This is a genomic window from Maribacter aestuarii (assembly GCF_027474845.2).
Taxonomy (GTDB): Bacteria; Bacteroidota; Bacteroidia; order Flavobacteriales; family Flavobacteriaceae; genus Maribacter; species Maribacter aestuarii.
The window spans coordinates 549267-576172 of record NZ_CP107031.2 but is presented as its reverse complement, the minus strand read 5'-3'; the positions used below and the strand labels follow the sequence as shown (position 1 = coordinate 576172).

The window sequence follows — 26906 nt, the reverse complement described above, 5'->3', positions numbered from 1 at the left end:
ATGAAGATATATGCCACCTAGTTAGTACTCACGATCAAAACACTGTCCGTAGATGTTCACAAATCAGACTGAAAGAATAAATTTTGCCTCAGCTAAGAATACGCCAGACTATCCGGATTTCTTAGATATTCAGATAAAGTCCTTTCAAGACTTTTTCCAATTGGAGACTAAATCTGACCAAAGAGGCGATGAAGGTTTATATAACACCTTCATGGAAAATTTTCCAATAACTGATACAAGAAATCAGTTCGTTCTGGAATTTTTAGATTACTTCATCGATCCGCCTAGATACTCCATCCAAGAGTGTATAGAGCGTGGTCTTACCTATAGCGTTCCGTTAAAGGCTAGGCTCAAGCTTTACTGTACCGATCCTGAGCATGAAGATTTTGAAACAATTGTTCAAGATGTATATTTGGGCACCATTCCCTACATGACTCCTAGTGGGACATTTGTAATTAATGGCGCCGAGCGGGTCGTTGTATCTCAACTTCACCGATCGCCAGGGGTTTTCTTTGGTCAATCATTCCATGCTAACGGGACTAAATTATATTCTGCTAGGGTAATTCCTTTTAAAGGCTCTTGGATAGAATTTGCTACCGATATCAATGGCGTCATGTATGCCTATATCGATAGAAAGAAAAAATTACCGGTCACTACACTGTTCAGGGCTATTGGTTTTGAACGTGATAAGGATATCTTAGAGATTTTCGACCTTTCAGAAGAAGTTAAGGTTTCCAATGCCGGACTTAAAAAGGTGTTGGGCCGTAAGTTAGCCGCTAGGGTATTGAACACATGGCATGAGGATTTTGTGGATGAGGATACCGGGGAGGTTGTTTCCATTGAAAGAAATGAAATAATCCTGGACAGGGATACCGTTCTTGAAAAAGACCATATTACACAGATTTTAGAGGCTGATGTAAAAACTATCCTTTTACATAAAGAAAATAATGCGCAAAGTGATTATGCTATTATTCACAATACGCTTCAAAAAGATCCTACAAACTCTGAAAAAGAAGCTGTCGAACACATTTACAGGCAGTTGCGTAACGCTGAGCCGCCCGATGAGGAAACGGCTCGTGGTATTATAGATAAATTGTTCTTTTCAGATCAGCGTTACAACTTAGGTGAGGTTGGTCGTTATAGAATGAACAAGAAATTACAGTTGGATATTGGAATGGACAAGCAGGTCTTGACCAAGGAAGATATCATAACTATCATAAAATATTTGATTGAGCTGATTAATTCCAAGGCTGAGATTGATGATATTGATCACCTTTCCAATCGTCGTGTTAGAACGGTAGGGGAGCAACTGTCTTCACAGTTTGGAGTTGGTCTTGCGAGAATGGCGAGAACTATTCGTGAGCGCATGAACGTTCGTGATAATGAGGTATTTACACCAATTGATTTGATTAATGCCAAGACCTTGTCTTCGGTCATAAATTCTTTCTTTGGTACGAACCAATTGTCTCAGTTTATGGATCAAACCAATCCATTGGCAGAGATTACGCATAAAAGAAGATTGTCTGCATTAGGACCAGGTGGTCTTTCCAGGGAAAGAGCAGGATTCGAGGTTCGTGATGTTCACTATACGCATTACGGTCGTTTATGTCCTATTGAAACTCCTGAAGGACCCAATATTGGATTAATCTCTTCACTTTCAGTGTTTGCCAAAGTAAACCCAATGGGCTTTTTGGAAACACCATATAGAAAGGTCGAGAATTCCAAAGTTGACATCAATAATTATGTTTATCTAAGTGCAGAGGAGGAGGAAGGTATGAAAATAGCCCAGGCTAACATTCCTCTAAAAGATAATGGCACCATTGATACGGATAAGGTAATTGCTAGGGAAGAAGGAGATTTCCCAGTAGTGGACCCAAGTGAAATTCACTATACGGATGTTGCCCCTAATCAGATTGCGTCCATTTCGGCCTCGTTAATTCCATTTTTGGAACATGATGATGCCAACCGTGCCCTGATGGGATCTAACATGATGCGTCAGGCAGTACCATTATTAAAGCCACAGTCCCCTATTGTAGGGACAGGATTGGAGCGACAAGTCGCTTCAGATTCCAGGGTATTGATAAATGCCGAGGGCGATGGAGTTATCGAGTATGTAGATGCGGAAAAAATCACTATTAAATACGATAGAACGGATGCTGAGCGATTAATCAGCTTTGAAGAAGATCAGAAGACGTATTTCTTGGTGAAATTCAGAAAAACCAATCAAGGTACAAGCATCAACCTTAAGCCAATTGTTAAGAGAGGTGATAAGGTTAAAAAAGGACAAGTACTTTGTGAAGGTTATGCTACTGAAAAAGGTGAATTGGCTTTAGGTAGAAACCTTACCGTTGCATTTATGCCATGGAAGGGGTATAACTTTGAGGATGCCATCGTGATTTCTGAGAAAGTGGTGCGCGAAGATATTTTTACCTCTATCCACGTGGACGAATATTCCTTGGAAGTGAGGGATACGAAACTAGGTGCTGAAGAATTGACGCATGATATTCCTAACGTTTCTGAAGAGGCTACAAAAGACTTGGACGAAAATGGAATGATTCGAATCGGTGCCGAAGTAAAACCTGGTGATATTTTAATCGGTAAGATTACACCAAAAGGTGAATCGGATCCAACTCCTGAAGAAAAATTGTTACGTGCCATCTTTGGTGACAAAGCAGGTGATGTAAAAGATGCTTCGTTGAAAGCTTCCCCTTCCTTAAGAGGTGTGGTTATTGATAAGAAGTTGTTTTCAAGGTCTGTAAAGGATAAGCGCAAACGTTCTGAGGATAAAGAGGATCTTTCCAAATTGGAATTGGAATATGAAGTAAAGTTCCAAGAATTAAAGGATATTTTGGTAGAGAAGTTGTTTACGCTGGTAAACGGTAAAACATCACAAGGTGTCTTGAACGATTTGGGTGAAGAAGTATTGCCAAAAGGTAAAAAGTATACCATGAAAATGTTGAATTCGGTTGACGATTTCGCGCATTTGGTAAGTGGTAGCTGGACAACGGATAGCAAAACGAACGATTCGGTTGCGGATTTACTTCACAATTATAAAATAAAGCTTAACGACCTTCAAGGAAATCTAAGAAGGGACAAGTTTACCATTTCTGTGGGTGATGAATTACCTGCCGGAATTATGAAGTTGGCCAAAGTTTATATCGCTAAAAAGCGTAAGCTAAAAGTTGGTGATAAAATGGCAGGTCGTCATGGTAACAAAGGTATCGTTTCTAGAATTGTACGTCAGGAAGATATGCCATTCTTAGAGGATGGAACACCAGTTGATATCGTTTTAAATCCGCTAGGTGTACCTTCTCGTATGAATATTGGACAGATTTACGAAACTGTTTTAGGATGGGCTGGTCTCAAACTAGGCAAAAAGTATGCTACACCAATATTCGACGGAGCTACATTGGATCAGATTAATGAGTATACCGATGAAGCGGGTATTCCAAGATTTGGACATACTTACCTTTATGATGGTGGTACAGGTCAACGTTTTGATCAGCCTGCAACGGTAGGGGTCATTTATATGTTGAAACTAGGTCACATGGTAGATGATAAGATGCACGCACGTTCTATTGGACCTTACTCCTTAATTACGCAACAACCATTAGGTGGTAAAGCCCAATTTGGTGGTCAGCGTTTTGGAGAAATGGAAGTGTGGGCATTAGAGGCCTATGGTGCTTCTGCCACGTTGCGTGAAATTCTTACGGTGAAGTCCGATGATGTTATCGGAAGGGCTAAAACGTATGAGGCAATTGTTAAAGGAGAGACTATGCCAGAACCTGGTTTACCAGAATCTTTCAATGTTTTAATGCACGAACTTAAGGGATTAGGTTTAGATATTAGACTTGAGGAATAAGTACATAGTTGAAAGACTATCAAGAAACAAAAATTAAAATCATTATCAGCACGCTATTATGGCTAGAATAAAAGATAATAACCCAATAAAAAGGTTTGATAAAATTTCAATTGGATTAGCTTCCCCGGAAGCAATTTTAGCAGAATCCAGAGGTGAAGTTTTAAAGCCTGAAACAATTAACTATAGAACGCACAAGCCGGAACGTGACGGGCTTTTCTGTGAACGCATTTTCGGTCCTGTAAAGGATTACGAGTGTGCCTGTGGAAAATACAAGCGTATCCGATACCGTGGTATTGTTTGTGACCGTTGCGGTGTGGAGGTTACAGAAAAGAAAGTACGTAGAGATAGGGTAGGGCATATCAATTTGGTAGTGCCTGTTGCTCATATTTGGTACTTCCGCTCTTTGCCCAACAAGATTGGATACTTACTTGGACTTCCGTCCAAGAAATTGGATATGATAATCTACTACGAGCGTTATGTGGTTATACAGCCAGGTATTGCCAAAGGCCCTGAAGGTGAGGAAGTACAGAAAATGGACTTCTTAACAGAGGAAGAATACCTAAACATTCTGGAATCAATTCCTCAGGAGAATCAATACCTAGAGGATTCCGACCCTAACAAGTTCATCGCTAAAATGGGCGCCGAGTGTTTGATTGACCTTTTAGGAAGAATCAATTTAAAGGAACTTTCCTTTGAACTTCGTCACAAAGCGAATACGGAAACTTCTAAGCAAAGAAAAACCGAGGCCTTGAAACGTCTCCAAGTGGTTGAAGCTTTAAGGGAATCCCAAGACAATAGGGAAAACCTTCCGGAATGGATGATAATGAAGGTGATACCTGTTATTCCGCCGGAATTGAGACCATTAGTACCGTTGGATGGTGGTCGTTTTGCGACATCGGATTTGAACGATTTATACAGAAGGGTGATTATTCGTAACAATCGTCTAAAAAGATTGGTTGAAATCAAAGCTCCTGAAGTAATTCTGAGAAATGAGAAACGTATGCTTCAAGAAGCGGTGGATTCGCTATTTGATAATACGCGAAAAGCTTCTGCTGTTAAGACCGAGTCTAACAGACCCTTGAAATCCTTATCGGATTCACTTAAAGGAAAGCAAGGTCGTTTTCGTCAGAACTTATTAGGAAAGCGTGTGGATTATTCTGCGCGTTCCGTAATCGTGGTTGGTCCAGAAATGAAATTGTTTGAGTGTGGACTTCCAAAGGATATGGCTGCTGAACTTTACAAACCTTTCGTAATCAGAAAATTGATTGAAAGAGGTATTGTTAAGACGGTAAAATCTGCCAAGAAAATAATTGACAAGAAAGAGCCCGTAGTTTGGGATATTTTAGAAAATGTATTGAAAGGACACCCGGTATTATTGAACCGTGCGCCTACATTACACCGTTTAGGTATTCAAGCTTTTCAGCCGAAATTAATTGAAGGAAAAGCGATTCGTTTACACCCATTGGTATGTACAGCATTTAACGCGGATTTTGATGGTGACCAAATGGCAGTGCATTTACCACTAGGCCCTGAAGCTATTTTAGAGGCACAATTGTTAATGCTTGCCTCTCATAATATATTGAATCCTGCCAATGGTTCTCCAATTACGGTACCATCTCAGGATATGGTCTTGGGTTTATATTATATGACCAAAGAGCGTAAATCTACACCCGAAGTACCTATTAAAGGTGAAGGAATGACTTTTTATTCCTACGAAGAAGTGGAAATTGCCTTTAATGAGGGAATGGTAAACTTGAATGCGGGCATTAAGGTTAGGGCTAAGGATTTCAATGAAGAAGGAGAGTTAGTAAACAAGATTATTCCAACAACGGTTGGTAGGGTTTTGTTTAACATGGAAGTGCCGGAAGCTGCCGGTTACATCAACGATGTATTGAACAAAAAGTCTTTAAGAGATATCATCGGTGGTATTTTGGCGGTGACCGATGTTCCGACTACAGCAGATTTCTTGGATAAGATCAAGACCATGGGATATGAGTTTGCCTTTAAGGGTGGACTATCCTTTAGTTTAGGAGATATTATTATTCCTGAAGAAAAGCACGAGATGATTTCCGATGCTAACGGACAAGTGGACGGTATTATGGCCAATTACAATATGGGTCTTATTACCAACAACGAACGTTACAATCAGGTTATTGATGTTTGGACTTCAACCAACGCTATGTTGACGGAGTTGGCCATGAAGCGAATTCGCGAGGACCAGCAAGGCTTCAACTCGGTTTATATGATGCTTGATTCTGGTGCAAGGGGTTCTAAGGAACAAATTCGTCAGTTGACAGGTATGCGTGGACTAATGGCCAAACCTAAAAAATCTACTGCGGGTGGGGGTGAAATTATTGAAAACCCTATTCTTTCTAACTTTAAGGAAGGATTATCCATTTTGGAATACTTTATATCAACACACGGTGCGCGTAAAGGATTGGCGGATACGGCTTTAAAAACTGCGGATGCGGGTTACCTAACCCGACGTTTGGTTGATGTTTCACAAGACGTAATCATTAATACAGAGGATTGTGAGACACTTAGAGGCGTAGAGGTACAAGCGCTTAAAAAGAACGAAGAGATTGTAGAGACGCTGGGAGAACGTATCCTTGGTAGAGTTTCATTGCACGATGTTTACAATCCTATGAATGAGGAATTGTTGCTCACCGCCGGTCAGGAAATCATGGAGTCCGATGTTAAGAAAATAGAGGCATCCCCAGTTGAGAGAATTGAGGTAAGGTCAGCATTAACTTGTGAAGCGGACAAAGGTATTTGTGCCAAATGTTATGGTAGAAACCTATCTACGAACAAAATGGTTCAACGAGGTGAGGCAGTTGGTGTTGTAGCGGCCCAATCTATTGGGGAGCCGGGAACTCAGTTGACGCTGAGAACCTTCCACGTAGGTGGTATTGCAGGTAACATTTCAGAGGACAATAAGCTTGAAGTTAAGTTTGCCGGTATAGCGGAAATTGAGGATTTAAGAACTGTAAAAGGGGAAAATTCAGAAGGAAAGCCTGCCGAAATTGTAATTTCTAGAACTTCGGAAATCAAAGTAGTTGATGCCAAGACAGGGATTACATTAAGTACCAATAACATTCCGTACGGTTCTCAACTTTTCGTGAAGGACGGAGCTAAGGTCAAGGAAGGTGAGGTCATCTGTTCATGGGATCCGTACAACGGTGTAATCGTTTCGGAATTCCCAGGTAAAATTGCTTATGAAAATATTGAGCAAGGAGTTACCTACCAAGTAGAGATTGATGAACAAACTGGTTTCCAAGAAAAAGTTATTTCAGAATCGAGGAATAAGAAGTTGATACCCACCTTGTTAATTCAAGATGGTAAAGGCGAAACCCTTCGTTCGTATAACCTACCGGTAGGATCACATATCATGGTAGATGATGGGGATAAGATTAAGGAAGGTAAGATTTTGGTGAAGATTCCACGTAAATCTGCAAAATCCGGTGATATTACCGGTGGTCTTCCAAGAGTAACGGAGCTTTTTGAAGCTCGTAATCCTTCTAATCCAGCGGTTGTTTCTGAAATTGACGGAGTAGTATCCTTTGGCAAAATCAAAAGAGGTAACCGTGAAATCATTATAGAATCCAAATTAGGCGAAGTCAAAAAGTATTTGGTGAAGCTTTCAAATCAGATTTTGGTTCAAGAAAATGATTATGTGCGTGCCGGAATGCCACTTTCTGACGGGTCTATTACCCCAGAGGATATTTTGGCGATAAAAGGACCATCGGCAGTACAGCAATATTTGGTGAACGAAGTACAGGAAGTTTATCGTTTGCAAGGTGTTAAGATAAACGATAAACACTTTGAGGTTGTAGTGCGTCAAATGATGCGTAAGGTTCGAATTGTAGATCCAGGAGATACCATATTCCTTGAGAATCAATTGATACACAAGGACGACTTTATACGCGAAAATGATGAAATTTACGGTATGAAGGTAGTGATGGAAGCTGGTGAATCCGAAAACCTTAAAGCTGGTCAAATTATTAGTCCAAGAGATTTAAGGGATGAAAACTCATTGTTAAGACGAGCGGATAAAACATTGGTTGAAGCCAGGGATGCGGTTGCAGCCACTGCGACTCCAATACTACAAGGTATCACTAGAGCATCGTTACAGACAAAATCTTTCATTTCCGCGGCTTCTTTCCAAGAAACCACAAAGGTGTTGAACGAGGCTGCTGTAAGCGGTAAGGTAGACACCCTGGAAGGACTAAAGGAAAATGTAATTGTTGGTCATAAGATTCCTGCAGGAACGGGAATGCGAGACTACGAAAACATTATCGTGGGTTCTAAAGAGGAATACGATGAAATCATGGCCAGAAAAGAGGCCTTAAGATTCTAAAACTAAACCCTCAACTATGTTGGGGGTTTCTTTTTGTATAATTTTCAAGATATGAGCGATAGTAAAAAACAAAATCAAAAACAGATAAATATAGAATTGGACGAAAAAGTGGCAGAAGGTATCTATTCCAACTTGGCCATTATTAATCATTCCGTTTCTGAATTTGTCGTTGATTTTATTAGTATGATGCCCGGTGCTCCAAAGGCTAAGGTGAAAAGCAGAATAGTGCTTACCCCACAGCATGCCAAGAAATTTTTAAAGGCCTTGAACGATAACGTTCAGCGCTTTGAGAAAGCACACGGGACCATTAAAGATTATGAGCAACCCCCAATTCCGATGAATTTTGGACCGACAGGGGAAGCATAAAAAAACCCAGCTAAGTTTTAGCTGGGCTTTTTTTTAGTCGAACTCCGATGTAAAATGGAGTTTCACGGACGGATATTTTTGCTGTGTCATTTGTAAGGAAAACTGGGAATCTGCAAGGAAAACAAGTTGTCCACGTTTGTCTTTTGCAAGAAATTTTTGTTTTACCCTTACAAATTCCTTGAACTCGTCACTTTTTCTATTCTCCGTGCCTACCCAGCAAGCTTTGTATACCGGAAAATTTTCATAGCTGCATTTGGCACCATATTCATGCTCCAATCGATACTGAATGACTTCAAATTGCAGGGCACCCACTGTACCTATTACTTTGCGTCCGTTCATTTCCAACGTAAAAAGTTGAGCGACACCTTCATCCATTAACTGGTCTATACCCTTATTCAATTGCTTGGATTTCATTGGGTCTGCATTATTGATATACCTAAAATGCTCCGGAGAAAAACTCGGAACACCTTTATAGTGTAAAACTTCCCCTTCAGTAAGGGTATCACCTATTTTAAAGTTACCGGTATCATGTAAGCCTACAATATCACCGGGAAACGATTCGTCCACAATTTCCTTTTTTTCCGCAAAAAATGCGTTGGGACTGGAAAATTTTAATTTTTTGTTGTGCCTTACATGAAGATAGGGCTTGTTTCGCTCAAATTTACCGGACACAATTTTCACAAAAGCTAATCGATCTCTGTGCTTGGGATCCATATTGGCATGAATTTTAAACACGAAGCCGGTTAATTCCGGTTCATCCGCAGTTACCAATCTTTCCTCTGCCATTTTTGGCTTTGGTGCCGGGGCAATTTCTATGAAACAATCCAATAGTTCCCGTACTCCAAAATTATTTAATGCCGACCCAAAGAAAACAGGTTGTTGTTCCCCGGCTAAATAAGCTTTTTTATCGAAAGGCGGGTAAACGCCCCAAACCAATTCTAAATTATCCCGTAGTTCCTGAGCGGCTTTTGAGCCGATAATCTTTTCCAGTTCCGAACTGTTGATATCGTCAAAAGCGATGGTTTCTTCAATATTCTTCTTGTTGTCCCCTGTAAATAGATTTATATTTTTCTCGTATATATTGTATATGCCTTTGAAGTCATAACCCATCCCTATTGGAAAACTCAATGGTGTAACAGATAAACCTAATTTCTGCTCTAGCTCGTCCAATAGGTCAAAAGCGTCCTGTCCTTCCCTGTCAAGTTTATTTATGAATACAAGCATAGGTATGTTTCGCATCCGGCAAACTTCTACTAGTTTGACGGTTTGTTCCTCAACACCCTTTGCGACATCAATAACAACGATAACGCTGTCCACAGCAGTTAATGTGCGAAAAGTGTCCTCGGCAAAGTCCTTGTGTCCGGGGGTATCTAGAATGTTTATTTTTTTATCCTTATAGATAAAGGCCAAAACAGAGGTAGCAACAGAAATTCCTCTTTGCCGCTCTATCTCCATAAAATCACTGGTAGCAGTTTTTTTGATTTTGTTATTCTTAACTGCACCGGCCTCTTGTATGGCTCCCCCAAACAATAGTAGTTTTTCGGTAAGTGTAGTCTTACCGGCATCGGGATGTGAAATAATTCCAAACGTCCGCCTCCTTGCTATTTCTTGCTTAAATGTCATTCATAAAATTTGGGCAAAACTATACAATTTATAGCTATTGTGATAAAACCTATGAGCATAATACATAGGCACCCTTAGTAGTCCTATTCTATAGATTTTTCACAACATGCCAAGTGCCTTATGTTTTTGGTCGAATAATATTACTTTTCAAAGTATAAAAAACTAGGTAGAATATTGTGGAACCTCAATAATATGGTAGTTTATCGAATAAATTTGCTATTGGAAGTGTTACGATTTTTTATCGATACAAACAATTTGAGGTTTATGATATAAGAATTATCTTGCGTTGTATTTTTGAAAGGTAAGCCCCACTTCTTACAACTATTTTTTTCCTACATGCCATGGTGATCAGTTGACTAAAACTATCATTTATGGAAAATATTACAATTCCGATTATTGGTTATAAATGGCTTACCAAGGCTTTGCTAATAGCCCTTTTCCTTACTGCTCAAACAAGCTTTTCCTTTACTATGGAAACTGAGAGTTCTTTGGAAGACGTTTCACTTACGTTATATACGGATACGGATGGCGATAAAGTTCCCAATCATGTTGATATAGATGATGATGGTGACGGAATCATAGATAGCGTGGAAGATGCCAATGAAGATGAAGATAACGACCCATCCACTCATCCTACAGATACGGACGGAGATGGTATTCCTGATTATTTGGACATTGATTCTGACAATGATGGAATTCTTGATAATGTAGAAGCGCAGTTGTCTGAAAATTTTATTGCTCCGTGTGGTATAGATTCAGATGGAAATGGATTGGATGATCATTATGAGGAGACTCCTGGAAGTTGTGGTGGACTTATTCCTGTTGATACTGATAGAGACCATATTCCTGATTATTTGGACATCGATTCTGATAATGATGGAATCTTGGACAATGTAGAGGCCCAGACAAGCACGGATTATCAAGCTCCATGCGGAATGGACAGTGATGGTAATGGTATTGATGATCATTATGAGCATAAACCAGGGTCTGGAGAAGGTCTAACGCCAGAGGATACCGATAGTGATGCTAGACCCGATTTTAGGGACTTGGATTCGGACAACGATGGAATCTTAGACAATGTTGAAGCGCAATCACCGGATGATTTTCAGGCTCCCTGCGGAATGGATAGCGATGGAAACGGACTGGATGATCACTATGAAAATACGCCAGGTTCAGGTGAAGGAATTACTCCGATTAATTCGGATAATGATACAAATCCAAATTTTAGGGACATCGACAGTGACGACGACGGCATCCCCGACAACGTTGAGGCGCAGACTACCGACGGCTATGTTGCCCCTAACGATGACGACGCGGCGACCTACGCCTCGAACGACGGTATCAACAGTGCGTACGCCCCCGAGGGTCTCGACCCCGTGAACACGGACGGTACGGACGCGCCCGACTACCTTGACGGTGACAGTGACAACGACCTTGTACCGGACAACAACGAGGGCAACGACTTCAACTTCGACGGTGTCCCCGACCAGGCCTATACGGGCACGGACACGGACGGCGACGGGCTGGACGACGGCTACGAGGGCAGCGATGTTGACGACGGCTTCGACGTTAACGATGAGATCGACGACCCCGCGAACGACCTTCCTGACACGGACGGGACGGAGGACGTGAACTACAGGGACCTTGACGACGACGGCGACGGTATAGACACCCCCGACGAGGACGCGGACGGTGACGGCGACCCTACCGACGACGATACGGACGGCGACGGTACGCCGGACTACCTCGACCCTGACCCAGACCCTTCTCCTGACCCTGATACCGATGGTGACGGCGTAACGGACAGCGTCGACCTTGACGACGACAACGACGGGGTACTGGATACTACGGAAGACCCCAACATCGACGGCGACAACGATCCGTTGACCGACCCTATCGACACGGACGGTGACGGTTACCCTAACCATTTGGACATCGACAGTGACGACGACGGCATCCCCGACAACGTTGAGGCGCAGACTACCGACGGCTATGTTGCCCCTAACGATGACGACGCGGCGACCTACGCCTCGAACGACGGTATCAACAGTGCGTACGCCCCCGAGGGTCTCGACCCCGTGAACACGGACGGTACGGACGCGCCCGACTACCTTGACGGTGACAGTGACAACGACCTTGTACCGGACAACAACGAGGGCAACGACTTCAACTTCGACGGTGTCCCCGACCAGGCCTATACGGGCACGGACACGGACGGCGACGGGCTGGACGACGGCTACGAGGGCAGCGATGTTGACGACGGCTTCGACGTTAACGATGAGATCGACGACCCCGCGAACGACCTTCCTGACACGGACGGGACGGAGGACGTGAACTACAGGGACCTTGACGACGACGGCGACGGTATAGACACCCCCGACGAGGACGCGGACGGTGACGGCGACCCTACCGACGACGATACGGACGGCGACGGTACGCCGGACTACCTCGACCCTGACAGTCCAATGATTTTAGATGTAGTAGACGATGTCGCTTCCACGGAAGAGGACACTCCCGTTGACATAGCTATATTGGACAATGATACTGGTATCCCCAGCGATGGTACCTTGACGGTAACCGATGCATCGAACGGGATCGTAACGATAAACGACGGCCGAACCCCGGACGATATTACGGACGATACAATCACGTACACACCTAACGACGGCTTCAACGGTACGGATACTTTCGAGTATACGGTGTGCGACGCCATGGACAACTGCGATACCGCCACGGTCACTATAACCGTGGGCACACCTCCAATGCCGGATGTAGTGGACGATGTCGCTTCCACGGAAGAGGACACTCCCGTTGACATAGCTATATTGGACAATGATACTGGTATCCCCAGCGATGGTACCTTGACGGTAACCGACCCTTCTAACGGAACGGTTACGGTAAACGACGGCGGAACCCCGGACGATATTACGGACGATACAATCACGTACACACCTAACGACGGCTTCAACGGTACGGATACTTTCGAGTATACGGTGTGCGACGCCATGGACAACTGCGATACCGCCACGGTCACTATAACCGTGGGCACACCTCCAATGCTGGATGTAGTGGACGATGTCGCTTCCACGGAAGAGGACACTCCCGTTGACATAGCTATATTGGACAATGATACTGGTATCCCCAGCGATGGTACCTTGACGGTAACCGACCCTTCTAACGGAACGGTTACGGTAAACGACGGCGGAACCCCGGACGATATTACGGACGATACAATCACGTACACACCTAACGACGGCTTCAACGGTACGGATACTTTCGAGTATACGGTGTGCGACGCCATGGACAACTGCGATACCGCCACGGTCACTATAACCGTGGGCACACCTCCAATGCCGGATGTAGTGGACGATGTCGCTTCCACGGAAGAGGACACTCCCGTTGACATAGCTATATTGGACAATGATACTGGTATCCCCAGCGATGGTACCTTGACGGTAACCGACCCTTCTAACGGAACGGTTACGGTAAACGACGGCGGAACCCCGGACGATATTACGGACGATACAATCACGTACACACCTAACGACGGCTTCAACGGTACGGATACTTTCGAGTATACGGTGTGCGACGCCATGGACAACTGCGATACCGCCACGGTCACTATAACCGTGGGCACACCTCCAATGCCGGATGTAGTGGACGATGTCGCTTCCACGGAAGAGGACACTCCCGTTGACATAGCTATATTGGACAATGATACTGGTATCCCCAGCGATGGTACCTTGACGGTAACCGACCCTTCTAACGGAACGGTTACGGTAAACGACGGCGGAACCCCGGACGATATTACGGACGATACAATCACGTACACACCTAACGACGGCTTCAACGGTACGGATACTTTCGAGTATACGGTCTGCGACGCCATGGACAACTGCGATACGGCTACGGTTACCATAACGGTAAGTGCTCCAGAAGTTTCTGCAATAGAAGTCAATCAATTGGTTACGCCTAATTCGGATGGAAGGAATGATTTCCTATTTATCCGTGGAGTTGAAAACATAAGAAATAGTACATTAAGAATTTTCAATAGATGGGGTGTTGCGGTGTATGAAGGTGAAAACTACAATAATCAAAACAATGTATTCGATGGTCGTTCAAGAGGTAGGTCCACGCTAAGTGTAGAGGAATATTTACCTTCGGGGATATATTTTTACATTTTTGATTACACAACTTTGGATGGAGTTAATAATGTGGATAGTGAGTATCTTTACATCAGTAGATAATAGCATAACTATATGAATATCAGGAATAAGTTTTCAGCTTTATTAATTTTATTGTTCGTAGGTCTTGTCACGGTCAGCGCCCAACAAGATGCCCAATATACCCAGTACATGTTCAATACTATGAGTGTAAATCCAGCATACGCAGGATCTCGTGGACAATTGAGCATTGCCGCCTTGTACAGGGCACAATGGGTTGGGTTAGACGGTGCTCCGACCTCTCAGACACTTAACCTGCATTCACCTATAAGGAACAGTAAACTTGGTTACGGTATTTCTATCGTAAATGACGAAATTGGGGACGGCACGGTGCAAGAAACTTATTTTGACGGTGTCCTTTCCTATACGATTGATGTTTCTGCAGAAGGCAAGCTATCCTTTGGACTAAAGTTCGGAGGTAACCTCTTGAATCTTGATTTTAATAAACTTAGAAATTTTGATTCGGAACCAGTGAATTCCGATAACATTGAAAATAGATTTTCACCAAATTTTGGACTTGGTCTTTATTATCACTCCAATAAGTTTTATGCCGGTCTTTCTGCTCCCAATCTCTTACAAACGGAACACTTTGATAATTCACAAAGGGATGCCAATTCCGTACAGTTTTTATCGCAAGAGCGGATCAATTTCTATTTTATTACGGGCTATGTGTTCGATTTGAATGGGAACTTAAAATTTAAGCCCGCATTATTGACTAAGGTAGTTGGAGGAGCACCGCTACAGGTAGATTTTTCGGCAAACTTTATGTTCAATGAAAAATTCACTTTTGGAGCAGCCTATCGCTGGGACGCAGCTTTAAGTGCCATGGCAGGTTTTCAAATCTCAGATCAATTTATGTTGGGCCTAGCATATGACAAGGAAACAACAGAATTGGGTGGAACACAATTTAACGATGGTTCATTTGAGGTTTTCTTAAGGTTTGAGTTGGTCAAATCTTTCCAAAGATTAGTATCACCCCGTTTCTTCTAATATGAACAAATAGATGATGAGAAAATTACAGTTTTTGCTTTTTGTTTTTTTACTATGTGGTTTGGGTAGTAGCTTAGCACAGGAAAGACTCATTAATAAAGGAAACGAGAAATATGAGGAATATTCCTTTAGCCCCGCTATAGATATTTATAAGAAAATTATTGATAAGGGCTATGTTTCTGCCGAGATTTTAAAAAAATTAGGTAATTCCTACTACTATAATGCGGATTATAAAGACGCCGCCGAGACCTATAGGCGTTTGGTAACGGATTATGCCAGTGATGCCTCTCCAGAAGACTGTTTTAAATATGCACAAACTTTAAAATCCCTTGGGGATTACGAGGGTTCCAATCTTGTAATGGCCAAGTTCGTAGAGCTTACCAGTAACGACGTTCGTGCTCAATCCTATAAAAATGAAAGAGACTACCTAAAAGAAATCAAAGAAAATTCAGGTAGATACGATATTAAGTCATTTGAGTACAATTCGCCTTACTCTGATTTCGCTCCGTCATATTATAAAGAAGGGCTAATTTTTTCTTCGGATAGGGATACCGGTAATTTTGCCCGTTATCGCCATACATGGAATGCAAAGGACTTTTTGGATTTGTACAAGGTGAATTCCGATAGCACATCGATTAACGAAGTTATCAAAATAGGCGAAAATGTAAATACAAGATTGCATGAATCTACCTCGGTAACCACTAAAGACGGTCAGACATTATATTTTACTAGGAATAATTTTATCGATGGTGATTATATCAAGGACGAGAAAGGAATAATAAGGCTCAAAATTTTTAGAGCACAGATGGTTGATGGTGTATGGTCGGAAATTGAGGAACTTCCGTTTAATAACAATGCGTATTCGGTTGCCCATCCGTCCTTAAGTCCTGATGAGAAAACTTTGTACTTTGCTTCGGATATGCCCGGAACTTTGGGGGAATCAGATCTTTTTATGGTGACCATAAACGACGATGGCACATTTGGTACCCCTCAGAATTTGGGTCCAAACATTAATACGGAGGCTCGGGAAACTTTTCCTTTTATGACCAATGAGGAAATATTATATTTTTCATCCGATGGTCATCCGGGACTTGGTGGTTTGGATGTTTTTGCTACAAAGACAAAGCGGCAAGATTTTACCGGAAAAGTTTTAAATGTTGGGGAACCTGTAAACGGTAAAAACGATGATTTTACTTTCATCTTCAAAGAAGAAGATAAAACAGGATACTTTGCCTCTGACCGTGAAGGTGGATTGGGAGCGGATGATATCTACGGCTTTGTAGAAAAGGAACCGTTGGTATTTGACTGCATTCAAAAAGTTACAGGAACTGTCAGGGATAAAATCTCAAATGAAGTGCTTGTTGGTGCTACCGTCAAGGTTATAGATGAGAACAACAATGAAATCATGACAACAATAACGGATTCTGATGGCAATTATAGTCTGCAACTGGATTGTAACAAAGGGAACTTTGTAAGAGCGCTTATGGATGGTTACATTCCCTTTGAAGAGTACATTGGAGAATCCGATGGCAAACCAAAGATTATAGATTTTTATCTAGAACGTGATACGATAACCGCCGGATTTGGAGATGACTTGGCCAAATTACTTCAATTGAGTACCATCTATTTTGACTTCGATAAATATAACATCCGAAAGGATTCCGAAATAGAAATAGAAAAGGTAATTGCCGCAATGGAGAAATACCCTAGTTTGAAATTAAAGGTTAACTCGCATACGGATAGTAGAGGTCCGGCAGCTTACAATTTGTGGTTGTCTCAAAAGAGAGCTGAATCTACAATTAACTATATGATTTCCAAAGGTATTGCTAGTAATCGATTAGAAAGTGAGGGTTACGGCGAAACGAAGCTCATCAACGAATGTGCTGATGGGGTCAAATGCTCCTCTGAAAAACATGACCTGAACAGGCGTTCGGAGTTTATCATTTTAGAATAGCCGAAAAAATAGTTTAATAAGAAGGGGGTCTATAAAAGGGCGCCCTTTTTATTTTTTAGTCTATATGCGTATATTCTTATATCCCAGAGTAAGGGCATAATAAAACCTAAAAATTGCCAAACCCCAGTTTTATTGGACTACACTCCGTGTATAACCACTTATACAACAATTATTTATTAGAACCCTTTGATAAGTATAGCTTTACCTAAAATCCAGGTTGTTTCAAACCCTTTAGCAGTTTATGAAGATTTTAGGAAGAATAGTATTTTTAGTTTTATTTTCTCTTGGTTACACGTATGGCCAGTGCCCAAATTCCGGCACGAATTCTGGAATAACCGTAACGCCCACTACTACTTCCCAATTTACTGGGGACATAAGGGCAGGCCGTTATTTTACCATGAACGTGACCAATGGTAGAAGTTATACGGTGAGTACTTGCGGATTAGCTACCTGGGACACACAATTAACTATATACAGGACAACCGGGGCATTCGTTGCCTATAATGATGATGCTTGTGGTACGCGATCATCTACAACATTTACGGCCAATTTTACAGGACAGGTAAGGGTAATTGTAAATGAATTTAATTGTGGGTCAGCAAATAATAGGCGGACCCAAGTAGAATATTTTCAGTTACCTATTAGTGTTGCCGTTTCCAACGTAACAGTTGCAGAGGAGGATGGGAATGCGGTTTTTACATTAACACTCAGTGGTGATGTTTCAGGAGGTTTTTCAGTGGATTATCAATCCTTTGATAACTCCGCTTACGCTGGGGTAGATTACTCAGCTGTTTCGGGAACCGTGAGTTTCTCTGGTACGGATGGAGAAACGCAGACAGTAAGCGTTCCACTAATTGACGATGCATTTGGTGAACCAACAGAGTTCGTCGGCTTATTTTTAAATAATGCTACGAACGGCGTTTCGATATCGGATAATACTGGTTTCGCAACCATTACCGATACTGATACTGCAAATGTTCCCCTAGATCTGTTTGAAGAGTTCAATGGGTATTTTGACTACGCAGTTACGGGGGGAACCTTACGAACAAACGATAATGTTACTGATCCTTGTTCCATAACTACAAGTTCTTCCAATACGTTGACCACAGCCATCCCTGGAACAGCAACTATTAAAAAAGCTTATTTATACTGGGCGCATTCCGGTCTAAATATAGACAACCAGGTTACTTTTGAGGGTCAGACCGTTACGGCAGATGTAGAATATAACAGCTATTTAACCGGTGGAAGGAATCTATTTGGATTAGTGAGTGATGTTACGACTATTGTACAAGGTGTTGCAAATCCTTCAACGAATTCATATGATTTTTCAGATTTAACGATTGATAATGATGATATAGGACCTGATTATTGTTCAACCTCAGTGGTACTAGGAGGTTGGTCCTTGATGATTTTCTATGAAGAACCTACTTTACCAGCGGTAACCATTAATCTGTACCAAGGATTCAATGGCTTGAGCAATGCTGGTACTTCATTTACCCTAGACTCGTTTTTTGCTATTGCGGGTGCTGGGGCAAAAGCCACGTTTTTATCATGGGAAGGCGATAGTACTTTGGATGGTGCTAGTGCGGGCTCGACCAATCCTGAGGAACTTTCGGTAACCAATCAGTTGGGATTTACAAATGTACTCTCAGGTGATGGGGGAAACCCAGGTAATAATGCCTATAATTCCACTATTTTTGACAATACAGCAGGTATAAATTTGAGCAATATTCATGGCTTGGACCTTGATACTTTTGATATTTCAGGATTTATTAATCCGACGGATAATCAGGTGACCGTAAATGTGGATGTAGGGCAGGATTTTGTTATTTCCAATGCTGTAGTAATTAAGGTGCCTTCTAACCTCATATCGGGTACAGTTTTCGAAGATGTGAATTATGGTGGTGGAGATGGTAGAAACCAAACGGATGCTTCAGGAATTTCTATTGCAGGAGCCATCGTGGAACTATATAATAGTCTTGGAGCGCTGGAGGCTACTACAACCACCGATATTAACGGAGATTATTCTTTTGGTGGTATGGCAAATGGTACGTATTCCATTCGTGTAGTAAATTCTTCATTGGTATCCAATAGGGGCGGGGGCAGTAGCTGTACCACATGCTATGCAGTACAAACGTATAGAAGTGAAAACATAACTGGGCCATCTGAGATTATTGGTGAAGTAGGAGGGGCAAACCCCGCTTCGCAAGATGTAGGTCCGGGAACATTAACAGGTGCCCAGTCTATAAGTACGGTTTCCATTGCGAGTAATGGAAAAGGAAATATAGATTTTGGCTTCAACTTTAATACTATTGTGAATACGAACGAAGATGGCCAAGGTTCTTTGGAACAGTTTATTGTAAATTCCAATAACCTGGACGAAACAGGTCTTGATATTGAGTCCAATAGTATTTTTGACCCCGCTCCTGGAGAGGATACTTCTATATTTATGATTCCACCCACGGGTGACCCTCAAGGCCGAACAGCGGATGCCAATTTTGGTAGTGGCTATTTCGATATTTTTATTTCTAATGCAAATCCTCTAAGCGCCATATCATCGGACAACACCAAAATTGATGGACGTACACAGACCGCTTATTCATCCAATACAAATGCTGGAGCGGTCGGTTCCGGCGGGACTTCTGTAGGTACTTCTGCCGTAGTTTTGCCAACGTATGAGAGGCCAGAGATACAGGTACATAGAAATGCAGGTGATGTTTTTATAGTGGATGCCAATGACATAGTAATCCGTAATTTATCGGTGTATGCCAATAACAATGCGGGGATACGGTTAGATGGAGGTTCTCTTGACATAATTTCTAATTTAATAGGGGTTAATGCCGCGGGAGCAAACGCAGGAAATATAAAGGACGGAATAGAAATTAGAGGAGGCCAAACGGTTGTTGATAGTAACTACATTGCCACCAATACCGATTCGGGTATATGGATTCAAGGTGGTTCTTCTACCCTGGTTCAAAATAATCATATTGTCTCCAATGGAAATGCTCCTTGCGATGATAATATTACGTTGATTAGCGGTTCGAATATAAGTATTCAACAAAATTTAATTGAGAATGCGGCTTCCTTGGGCATAGACGGGGACGGTATTGCTGGAAATATCGCTATTACTGAAAATACGATTACTGGTTCGGGTCAGGATGGGGGAACTTGCTCAGGAAATATTGAGAATGCCGGTATTCTGCTAGACGGAGACAATTCAACCATAAGCAACAATATCATATTTTCTAATGGAGGCCCTGGACTTGTATTGGCGGGTGGAACGACTTCCGGGAATCTAATTTCTCAAAATTCTTTCTACGCTAATGGAACTGCGGCAAACTCCCTTGGAATTGATTTAGATAATTCAGACTCGATAGGGGACGGGGTTACACTTAATGATAGCGGTGACGCAGACGCCGGTCCCAACGATTCTCTAAATTTCCCATTAATATCTGGTACATATTTAGCCGGCCCTAATTTGATTGTTGAGGGATGGTCTAGACCTGGCGCAATCATAGAATGGTTTATTACGGATATCACCGAGGGGACCGCAACGGCTGGTGATAATCAACTAGGTTTGATCAATGATTACGGTGAGGGGCAGACTTTTATTGGCTCTTTTGTGGAAGGTAGCGCTGATGATACCGATACAAGACAAAGTAATTATGTCGATAATGATGGAAATACGGATAATACCAATAAATTTAAATTCACGATACCCGCGCCACCTGGTATCACTTTGGCAAATCTTGTGACCGCTACGGCAACCATTTCCAATTCTACCTCCGAGTTTTCTCCTGTTAGTGAGGTAAGGACCTATACCGTAATCACCAACCGTAAGATTACGTATAGGGTCAAAAAAGACCAATAGTAATAAATTACTTACAATTGTATTAGTTAATACTTACCTATATAATATTGGTTATCAATCCTTTAAAGAATAATTATTGCTTAGCCACCTCACTATTAAATAGTTTTACCTTGATATAACCCACTTTCGCAACAAAATTTTTAACACTTCCATCAAATAGTTAATCTTTAAACTCGAAAAGAACTGTTTGAAGTATGCTTTCCCCCAGATTCGTACAGCTTTAGAGTCATTAAGAATGTATAGAAGTCTATTGGTTAAAATAATACTATTTCTTTGTTTGGGAACCTGCATGTATTCAGGTGCACAAACTACGATTTCCTCCCAGGTATCACAGGGTAGTGATGATGCAGAAGAACGTATTTCTAGTGGAAACATTAGCCTCACGAGTTCCGATTTGGAAATTACAAGTGACGGGGCTAACAACCAATTGGTCGGTATACGTTTTCAGAATATTTTCATCCCACAGGGCACAACTATATTAAGCGCGAGTATTCAATTTACGACGGATGAAACCGATAGTGGAACCACCTCCGTGGTTATAACCGGGGAAGATGCAGATAATGCCTCGACCTATACATCATCTATCGGCAATATTTCTTCGAGAACCTTAACGACTGCTTCAGTTGCATGGAATACTATACCGGCATGGAACACCGTTGGGCAATCTGGTTTTAATCAGCGAACACCGGATTTGACGAATATTGTACAGGAAATTGTAAACAGGGGTGGTTGGACTTCAGGTAACGCGATGGCCTTTATCATTAATGGCATAGGGGAAAGAACAGCTGAATCGTACAATGGCGATCCTGCGCGAGCACCAGTACTAAACATTGTTGCCGATTTTATTACCGATCCGTTGCCGTCTATTGTTCCTAATTCAAATAGAGGCTTACCTTTTATCTATTATATTGCCGACAATAGATCCGAACTTTATTCAGTGGCTCCAGACCCAACGGCATCGCCACTTCCTTCACCAACCTTTACCAACATCACCTTGGGTGGATCACCTATCACTTTTTCTGGAGAAGGCGGGGGTTATAGATCTACGGATCGTTTGGTTTACGTATTTATTGGCGCCGACCCCACAAATTCATCCGACTTATATTCCATAGACCCGGCCACAGGTGTAGCTACTTTGGTAAAGTCCAATATTGTACCCGGTCATGTTGATGGGGCTGAATTTTACATCAATAATGCAACTGGTGAGGAGGTTTTTCTAATACTGTATCAAAACGGGACCAGTGGTGGACCCGACCGGATTATGGCGGTAAATCCCAATGCAAGTGCAACAAGACCAGCCTGGTCTCCTTATGCAGGATATCCGGTTGTTCTTTCAGGTGCACGCACGCAAGCGGATGGTCTCTCATGGAACCCTGATACTGCAGAGTTCTATATTCAAAATGATAACAATGTTGATTATTATACGGTAGACATAACCACTGGAAACACAACGTTCGCCTTTACAACTTCCTTGGGAGTTGATGGCGAGGGAATAACTTATGCTAGTGATGGAACGAATTATATTGAGGATGAAAATATTGCAGGGCAGGGGCGCACGATTTTCATTGTTGATACCGATACCGGTAATTTGATTCCTGCAGCCCAATTAGGAAGTACCGGAGATGTGGAATCGATTATGGGCAACTTGGGCGTTAGAAACGACGCAGGTGATGCTCCGTCCTCGTATGGCTATGCCGCTCATATTTTACCAGTTTTAACGGCAACGGGGGTATCTATTTATTTGGGGAATGTTCCTCCAGATAGTGAGGATCCCTTTGGTAACTTCAGTATTGGTACTGCCGATGACAACAATGGTGACGATGAGGATGGGGTGACAAGCGGAGGTTCTGAAATTAGTGGGCAGGTTTTTGATCTCGGTCAGACCAAAACCCTTGATATAGTGGCAAATGGATCAGGATTACTTAATGCATGGATCGATTTTAATCGTGATGGTGATTTCAACGATGGTGGTGAGCAAATTGCTTCTAATGTTGCACCTTCAGGAGGCTCCATCACGTTAAATGTGCCTATACCAATTACTGCAAATAGTGGTACGTCTTACGCTCGTTTTAGATATTCATCAGAAGCAGGACTATCCCCCGGAAACTCAGAAGCGACCGATGGTGAGGTCGAAGATTATAGAATAGTTTTAAGGGATGCGACGGCATGTTCCGCGGGGTTTACCTTATATGAGCGTACGCACTATAATTATATATCTGCAACAGCAGTAATTATTGATAATAGTGTGGGTAATGAGAACAACGCACTCGGTAGTAACAATAATACAACGGCTTCCTTTAATAATAATAATGACGAATTAATTTTAGAAATGGCCTCCATCATCAATAGTGGTGATCTTGCCACCGTGAACGGTCCAGACGGGGATAGTTTTGATGTCTGGATATCATCCAGTAGTACGGGACCGTGGACATTTCTAGGTTCTAACGCACTTGATTACTCCTTTACTTCACCCATAGACTGGCAATATATAAGACTGAGAAGGGCGTCGGGCAGCACTGTAGAAATAAGTTATATCGAAGCTGAGAAATCAATTTCATCGTATACCTGTGAAGCCGATTTTGATGGGGATAGCATTCCGGATTTTGCGGACTTAGATGACGACAATGACGGAATCACGGATTGCGTTGAATCTTCCGATCAGGTTACTTCGGGATTTGCATGGTCGTTGAACAATCCCGCCGGTAATTTGACCATGGACACGGTGTATGATTCAAAAATCACGGATTGGGCCATTGATGCAACCACTAACATGGTCTTGACTACCGGGATATATTCAGTTGTGGGTTCCAATGTGCATATCACCAGTATGTCCGCCACCAGCCTGGAGAGTGCCATAATCAATAACGACTTTATCGAGGTGTCCTTTACAACAGGTATTCAAACCAGTTCTTATGTCATTGATAATATTATATCCGGATGGTTTCAACCTACGCAAGGGGATTCATACCGTTCTACACTAATGTATTCTGAAGGAACTACGGGAACTTGGTATACCTTGGCTAAAGACGTATTTCATACAAATGACGGTAGCGGCAGTTCGTACCTGACTTTTGACCATCTTAATGCCTCAGCTCTAGAATTAAAATCCAACACACAATATAAGTTCAGGGTCTACACTTATGGTCAAATAGATGATTCTTCGGAAAGCTACTCTATTTTTGATGATTTCACTTTTAATATTTCGGCATGCCGAGCCCAGGATATTGATACGGATGCATCAAGTGATCATCTTGATGGTGATAGTGATGGAGATGGGTGTAGTGATGCCAATGAGGCTTATGCCGATTCGAATGCTGATGGAGGGGATAATGATTACTTTGGTAATGGGAATCCGCCACCTACAAATGCAGACGGTACCGTAATTAGCGCTTCTTATGCAACCCCAGCGGATACTGACAGTAACGGCATCCCTGATCATGAAGAGGCAGGCGCAACGCCCATGGTAAATACCCAACCTCAAGATCAAGAGGTAGCTGACGGGGCTGATGCTACGTTTTCGGTTTCGGCGAGTGGGGGTATTTTAAGCTATCAATGGCAGGTAAGTACGGACAGTGGTATCAATTACTCGGATATATCGGGTGCTACGGCCAATTCATATACCGAGAACGGAGTGTCAGCAGCGGAAAACGGTAGTTTTTATCGTGTCATAATTTCAGATGGCAGTTTTGTCTGTGGAACGACAACCTCGAGCTCTGCTCTGCTCATTGTCTCAGCCGATTCAGATGGCGATGGAATTATTGACAAGACCGATTTGGACGACGACAATGATGGTATTCCAGATAATGAGGAATTAAGCACCGTAGCAGGTAATTCCCAGCCAGCCTGTGGAGGGGACACTTCAATGGATTTTAGTGCAAGTGCCACCCTGGTTTCAGGAACAGCCTTGCTTCAAGGAGCCGTTTACCGAATTGCGAATGTAACGACGGGTGTGGATGCCCTGGTAACGATTGCAAAAACGGTAAACGCCACGCCTACCAACATCGATAACAACTCTTCCGATACTTCGGCCTTTCGACCACAGACGGCTTTTAACCTAACCAATATAGGAGATCGCGGATATATAGAGTATAACATTCAGTTTGTTAGTGCTGGAGGTTCATCCCCTGTGGTCATCAATAAATTTTTCATGAATTTGAATGATATTGACGGGAACTCCAATTATGCTGAGCAAATATGGACGGATAATCCAACGAGTTATACCATTTCAAATCCTACGGAACTGACCATGACTACGGACGGCTCCTGGGTAATTGGTACCGCCGGAACCAGTGAGTTTCCCGGAGCTGGAAATACGTTTCCAGAAGTGAATTTTGGAGTAAGTTATACCTCCAAGTCTTCAATGTCCATAAGAGTAGGTGCTGAGGCAAGAGTGGCGGGTGCGAATGCAGGTGGAAGACAGCATAATATAGAATTTAGTTGCCTTACCAATTACAACAACCCGGAGAACTATGGTATTGATATTGACTCCGATGGGGTGGCAAATCACTTAGATTTAGATAGTGATAATGACGGTATTTATGATGCGGTAGAAGCTGGACATAACAGACCCCATAACAATGGGGTGCTCATAAGTACCTTTGGAGGAAACGGGTTGGCGGATTTGGTCGAAACGCTTCCTGAAAGTGGTACGTTGAACTACACTATTCTTGATACTGATGGTTCGGCCCCGCCAAATTATTTGGATACGGATAGCGATGATGATGGTTGTAGTGATGCCAATGAAGCTTATGCAGATGCCAATGCAGATGGAGGCGACAACGAGTATTATGATGTAGGGGATCCACCTACCACAGATGCCAATGGTAGGGTTACTTCTGCCACGTATCCAGTCCCGGTAGATTCTGGTGGTAATGGTACACAGGACTATGTGGAAGATACCGCTCCGGTGATTTTAACTCAACCTTTTGATGTAGCAATCTGTCCCGGTTGTAGCACACAATTTCCCGTAGTGGCCTCCAATGCGGATAGCTACCAATGGCAACTGTTTAATGGTTCAATTTGGGTCGACTTGACGAATACAGGAATTCATAGTGGTGCAACAACGGATACTTTAATCATCACTAATGCCACCCCGGCTGACAATGGCAATGAATATAGGGTGCTCATTTCTTCTGACGACTATATTTGCGGCCCAATCATATCGGATACGACAATCTTAACAGTTCGAGTAACGACCGTCATTACAAATCGTAGAATTACATATCGGGTTCGTAAAAATTAAAAAAAATTCTATTCAAAGGATTTGAGGGCGTAAAGCAACACCCAGAATTATTACCAACGCACAAATAGATTATCGACGTAATTCTTTTTGGAATTTGTAGCTCAATATTGAAGGTCAAACCCCGTAAATAATTTTGAATATACGCAATTGCGAAGTGAAAATTCTGATGCAATTCTCATCTCACTTTAACAAATTTATAGCACGTTTCAACGAGTTTTCAGAGGATTCAAAGAATGCGGAAAGATTATATAATTCAATGGGTCTTCGACGAAAAGTACTTCTTTGTTTGAACTATTTCTTCAAACCTAAACCTCATGTTTGCGTACATATACTGTGCAAATATACCTCTACACAACATTTATTTTAAGGAGCTGTCTTTATAATGAATATTTGTGGGATGTGATTGCAGGTAATCCAT

The 26906-nt window shown here is 42.3% G+C and carries 9 protein-coding genes; 8 read left to right on the top strand and 1 reads right to left on the bottom strand.

Features of this window, described 5'->3' with window-relative positions; genetic code table 11:
- The first annotated feature begins 52 nt into the window (after positions 1 to 52).
- The 3 genes from rpoB to N8A89_RS02405 are packed head-to-tail and all read left to right on the top strand — an operon-like array spanning position 53 to position 8585.
- Positions 53 to 3862, top strand: coding sequence for a DNA-directed RNA polymerase subunit beta (rpoB, locus tag N8A89_RS02415; protein ID WP_281540825.1), 3810 nt, complete (start codon positions 53 to 55; stop codon positions 3860 to 3862).
- A 58-nt stretch (positions 3863 to 3920) separates the two neighbouring features.
- Positions 3921 to 8219, top strand: coding sequence for a DNA-directed RNA polymerase subunit beta' (rpoC, locus tag N8A89_RS02410; protein WP_281540824.1), 4299 nt, complete (start codon positions 3921 to 3923; stop codon positions 8217 to 8219).
- A 51-nt stretch (positions 8220 to 8270) separates the two neighbouring features.
- Complete coding sequence (locus tag N8A89_RS02405) at positions 8271 to 8585, top strand: DUF3467 domain-containing protein (RefSeq protein ID WP_281540823.1); 315 nt, start codon at positions 8271 to 8273, stop codon at positions 8583 to 8585.
- Positions 8586 to 8618: 33 nt separating this feature from the next.
- Here N8A89_RS02405 and N8A89_RS02400 read toward each other — a convergent pair whose 3' ends face one another.
- Positions 8619 to 10208, bottom strand: coding sequence for a peptide chain release factor 3 (locus N8A89_RS02400; protein ID WP_281540822.1), 1590 nt, complete (start codon positions 10206 to 10208; stop codon positions 8619 to 8621).
- Positions 10209 to 10579: 371 nt separating this feature from the next.
- Here N8A89_RS02400 and N8A89_RS02395 point away from each other — a divergent pair, with 371 nt between their 5' ends.
- The 5 genes from N8A89_RS02395 to N8A89_RS02375 all read left to right on the top strand — a co-directional run bounded on the left by N8A89_RS02395 (position 10580) and on the right by N8A89_RS02375 (position 26488).
- Positions 10580 to 14455, top strand: coding sequence for an Ig-like domain-containing protein (locus N8A89_RS02395; RefSeq protein WP_281540821.1), 3876 nt, complete (start codon positions 10580 to 10582; stop codon positions 14453 to 14455).
- Between the two features lie 12 nt (positions 14456 to 14467).
- Positions 14468 to 15421, top strand: coding sequence for a PorP/SprF family type IX secretion system membrane protein (locus N8A89_RS02390; protein WP_281540820.1), 954 nt, complete (start codon positions 14468 to 14470; stop codon positions 15419 to 15421).
- 13 nt (positions 15422 to 15434) lie between these two features.
- The gene (locus N8A89_RS02385; protein ID WP_281540819.1) at positions 15435 to 17375 is read left to right on the top strand and encodes an OmpA family protein; all 1941 of its coding nucleotides are present in this window, start codon (positions 15435 to 15437) and stop codon (positions 17373 to 17375) included.
- A gap of 241 nt (positions 17376 to 17616) precedes the next feature.
- Positions 17617 to 21246, top strand: coding sequence for a beta strand repeat-containing protein (locus N8A89_RS02380; protein ID WP_289644851.1), 3630 nt, complete (start codon positions 17617 to 17619; stop codon positions 21244 to 21246).
- Between the two features lie 235 nt (positions 21247 to 21481).
- The gene (locus N8A89_RS02375; RefSeq protein ID WP_281540816.1) at positions 21482 to 26488 is read left to right on the top strand and encodes a GEVED domain-containing protein; all 5007 of its coding nucleotides are present in this window, start codon (positions 21482 to 21484) and stop codon (positions 26486 to 26488) included.
- Positions 26489 to 26906: the final 418 nt, after the last annotated feature.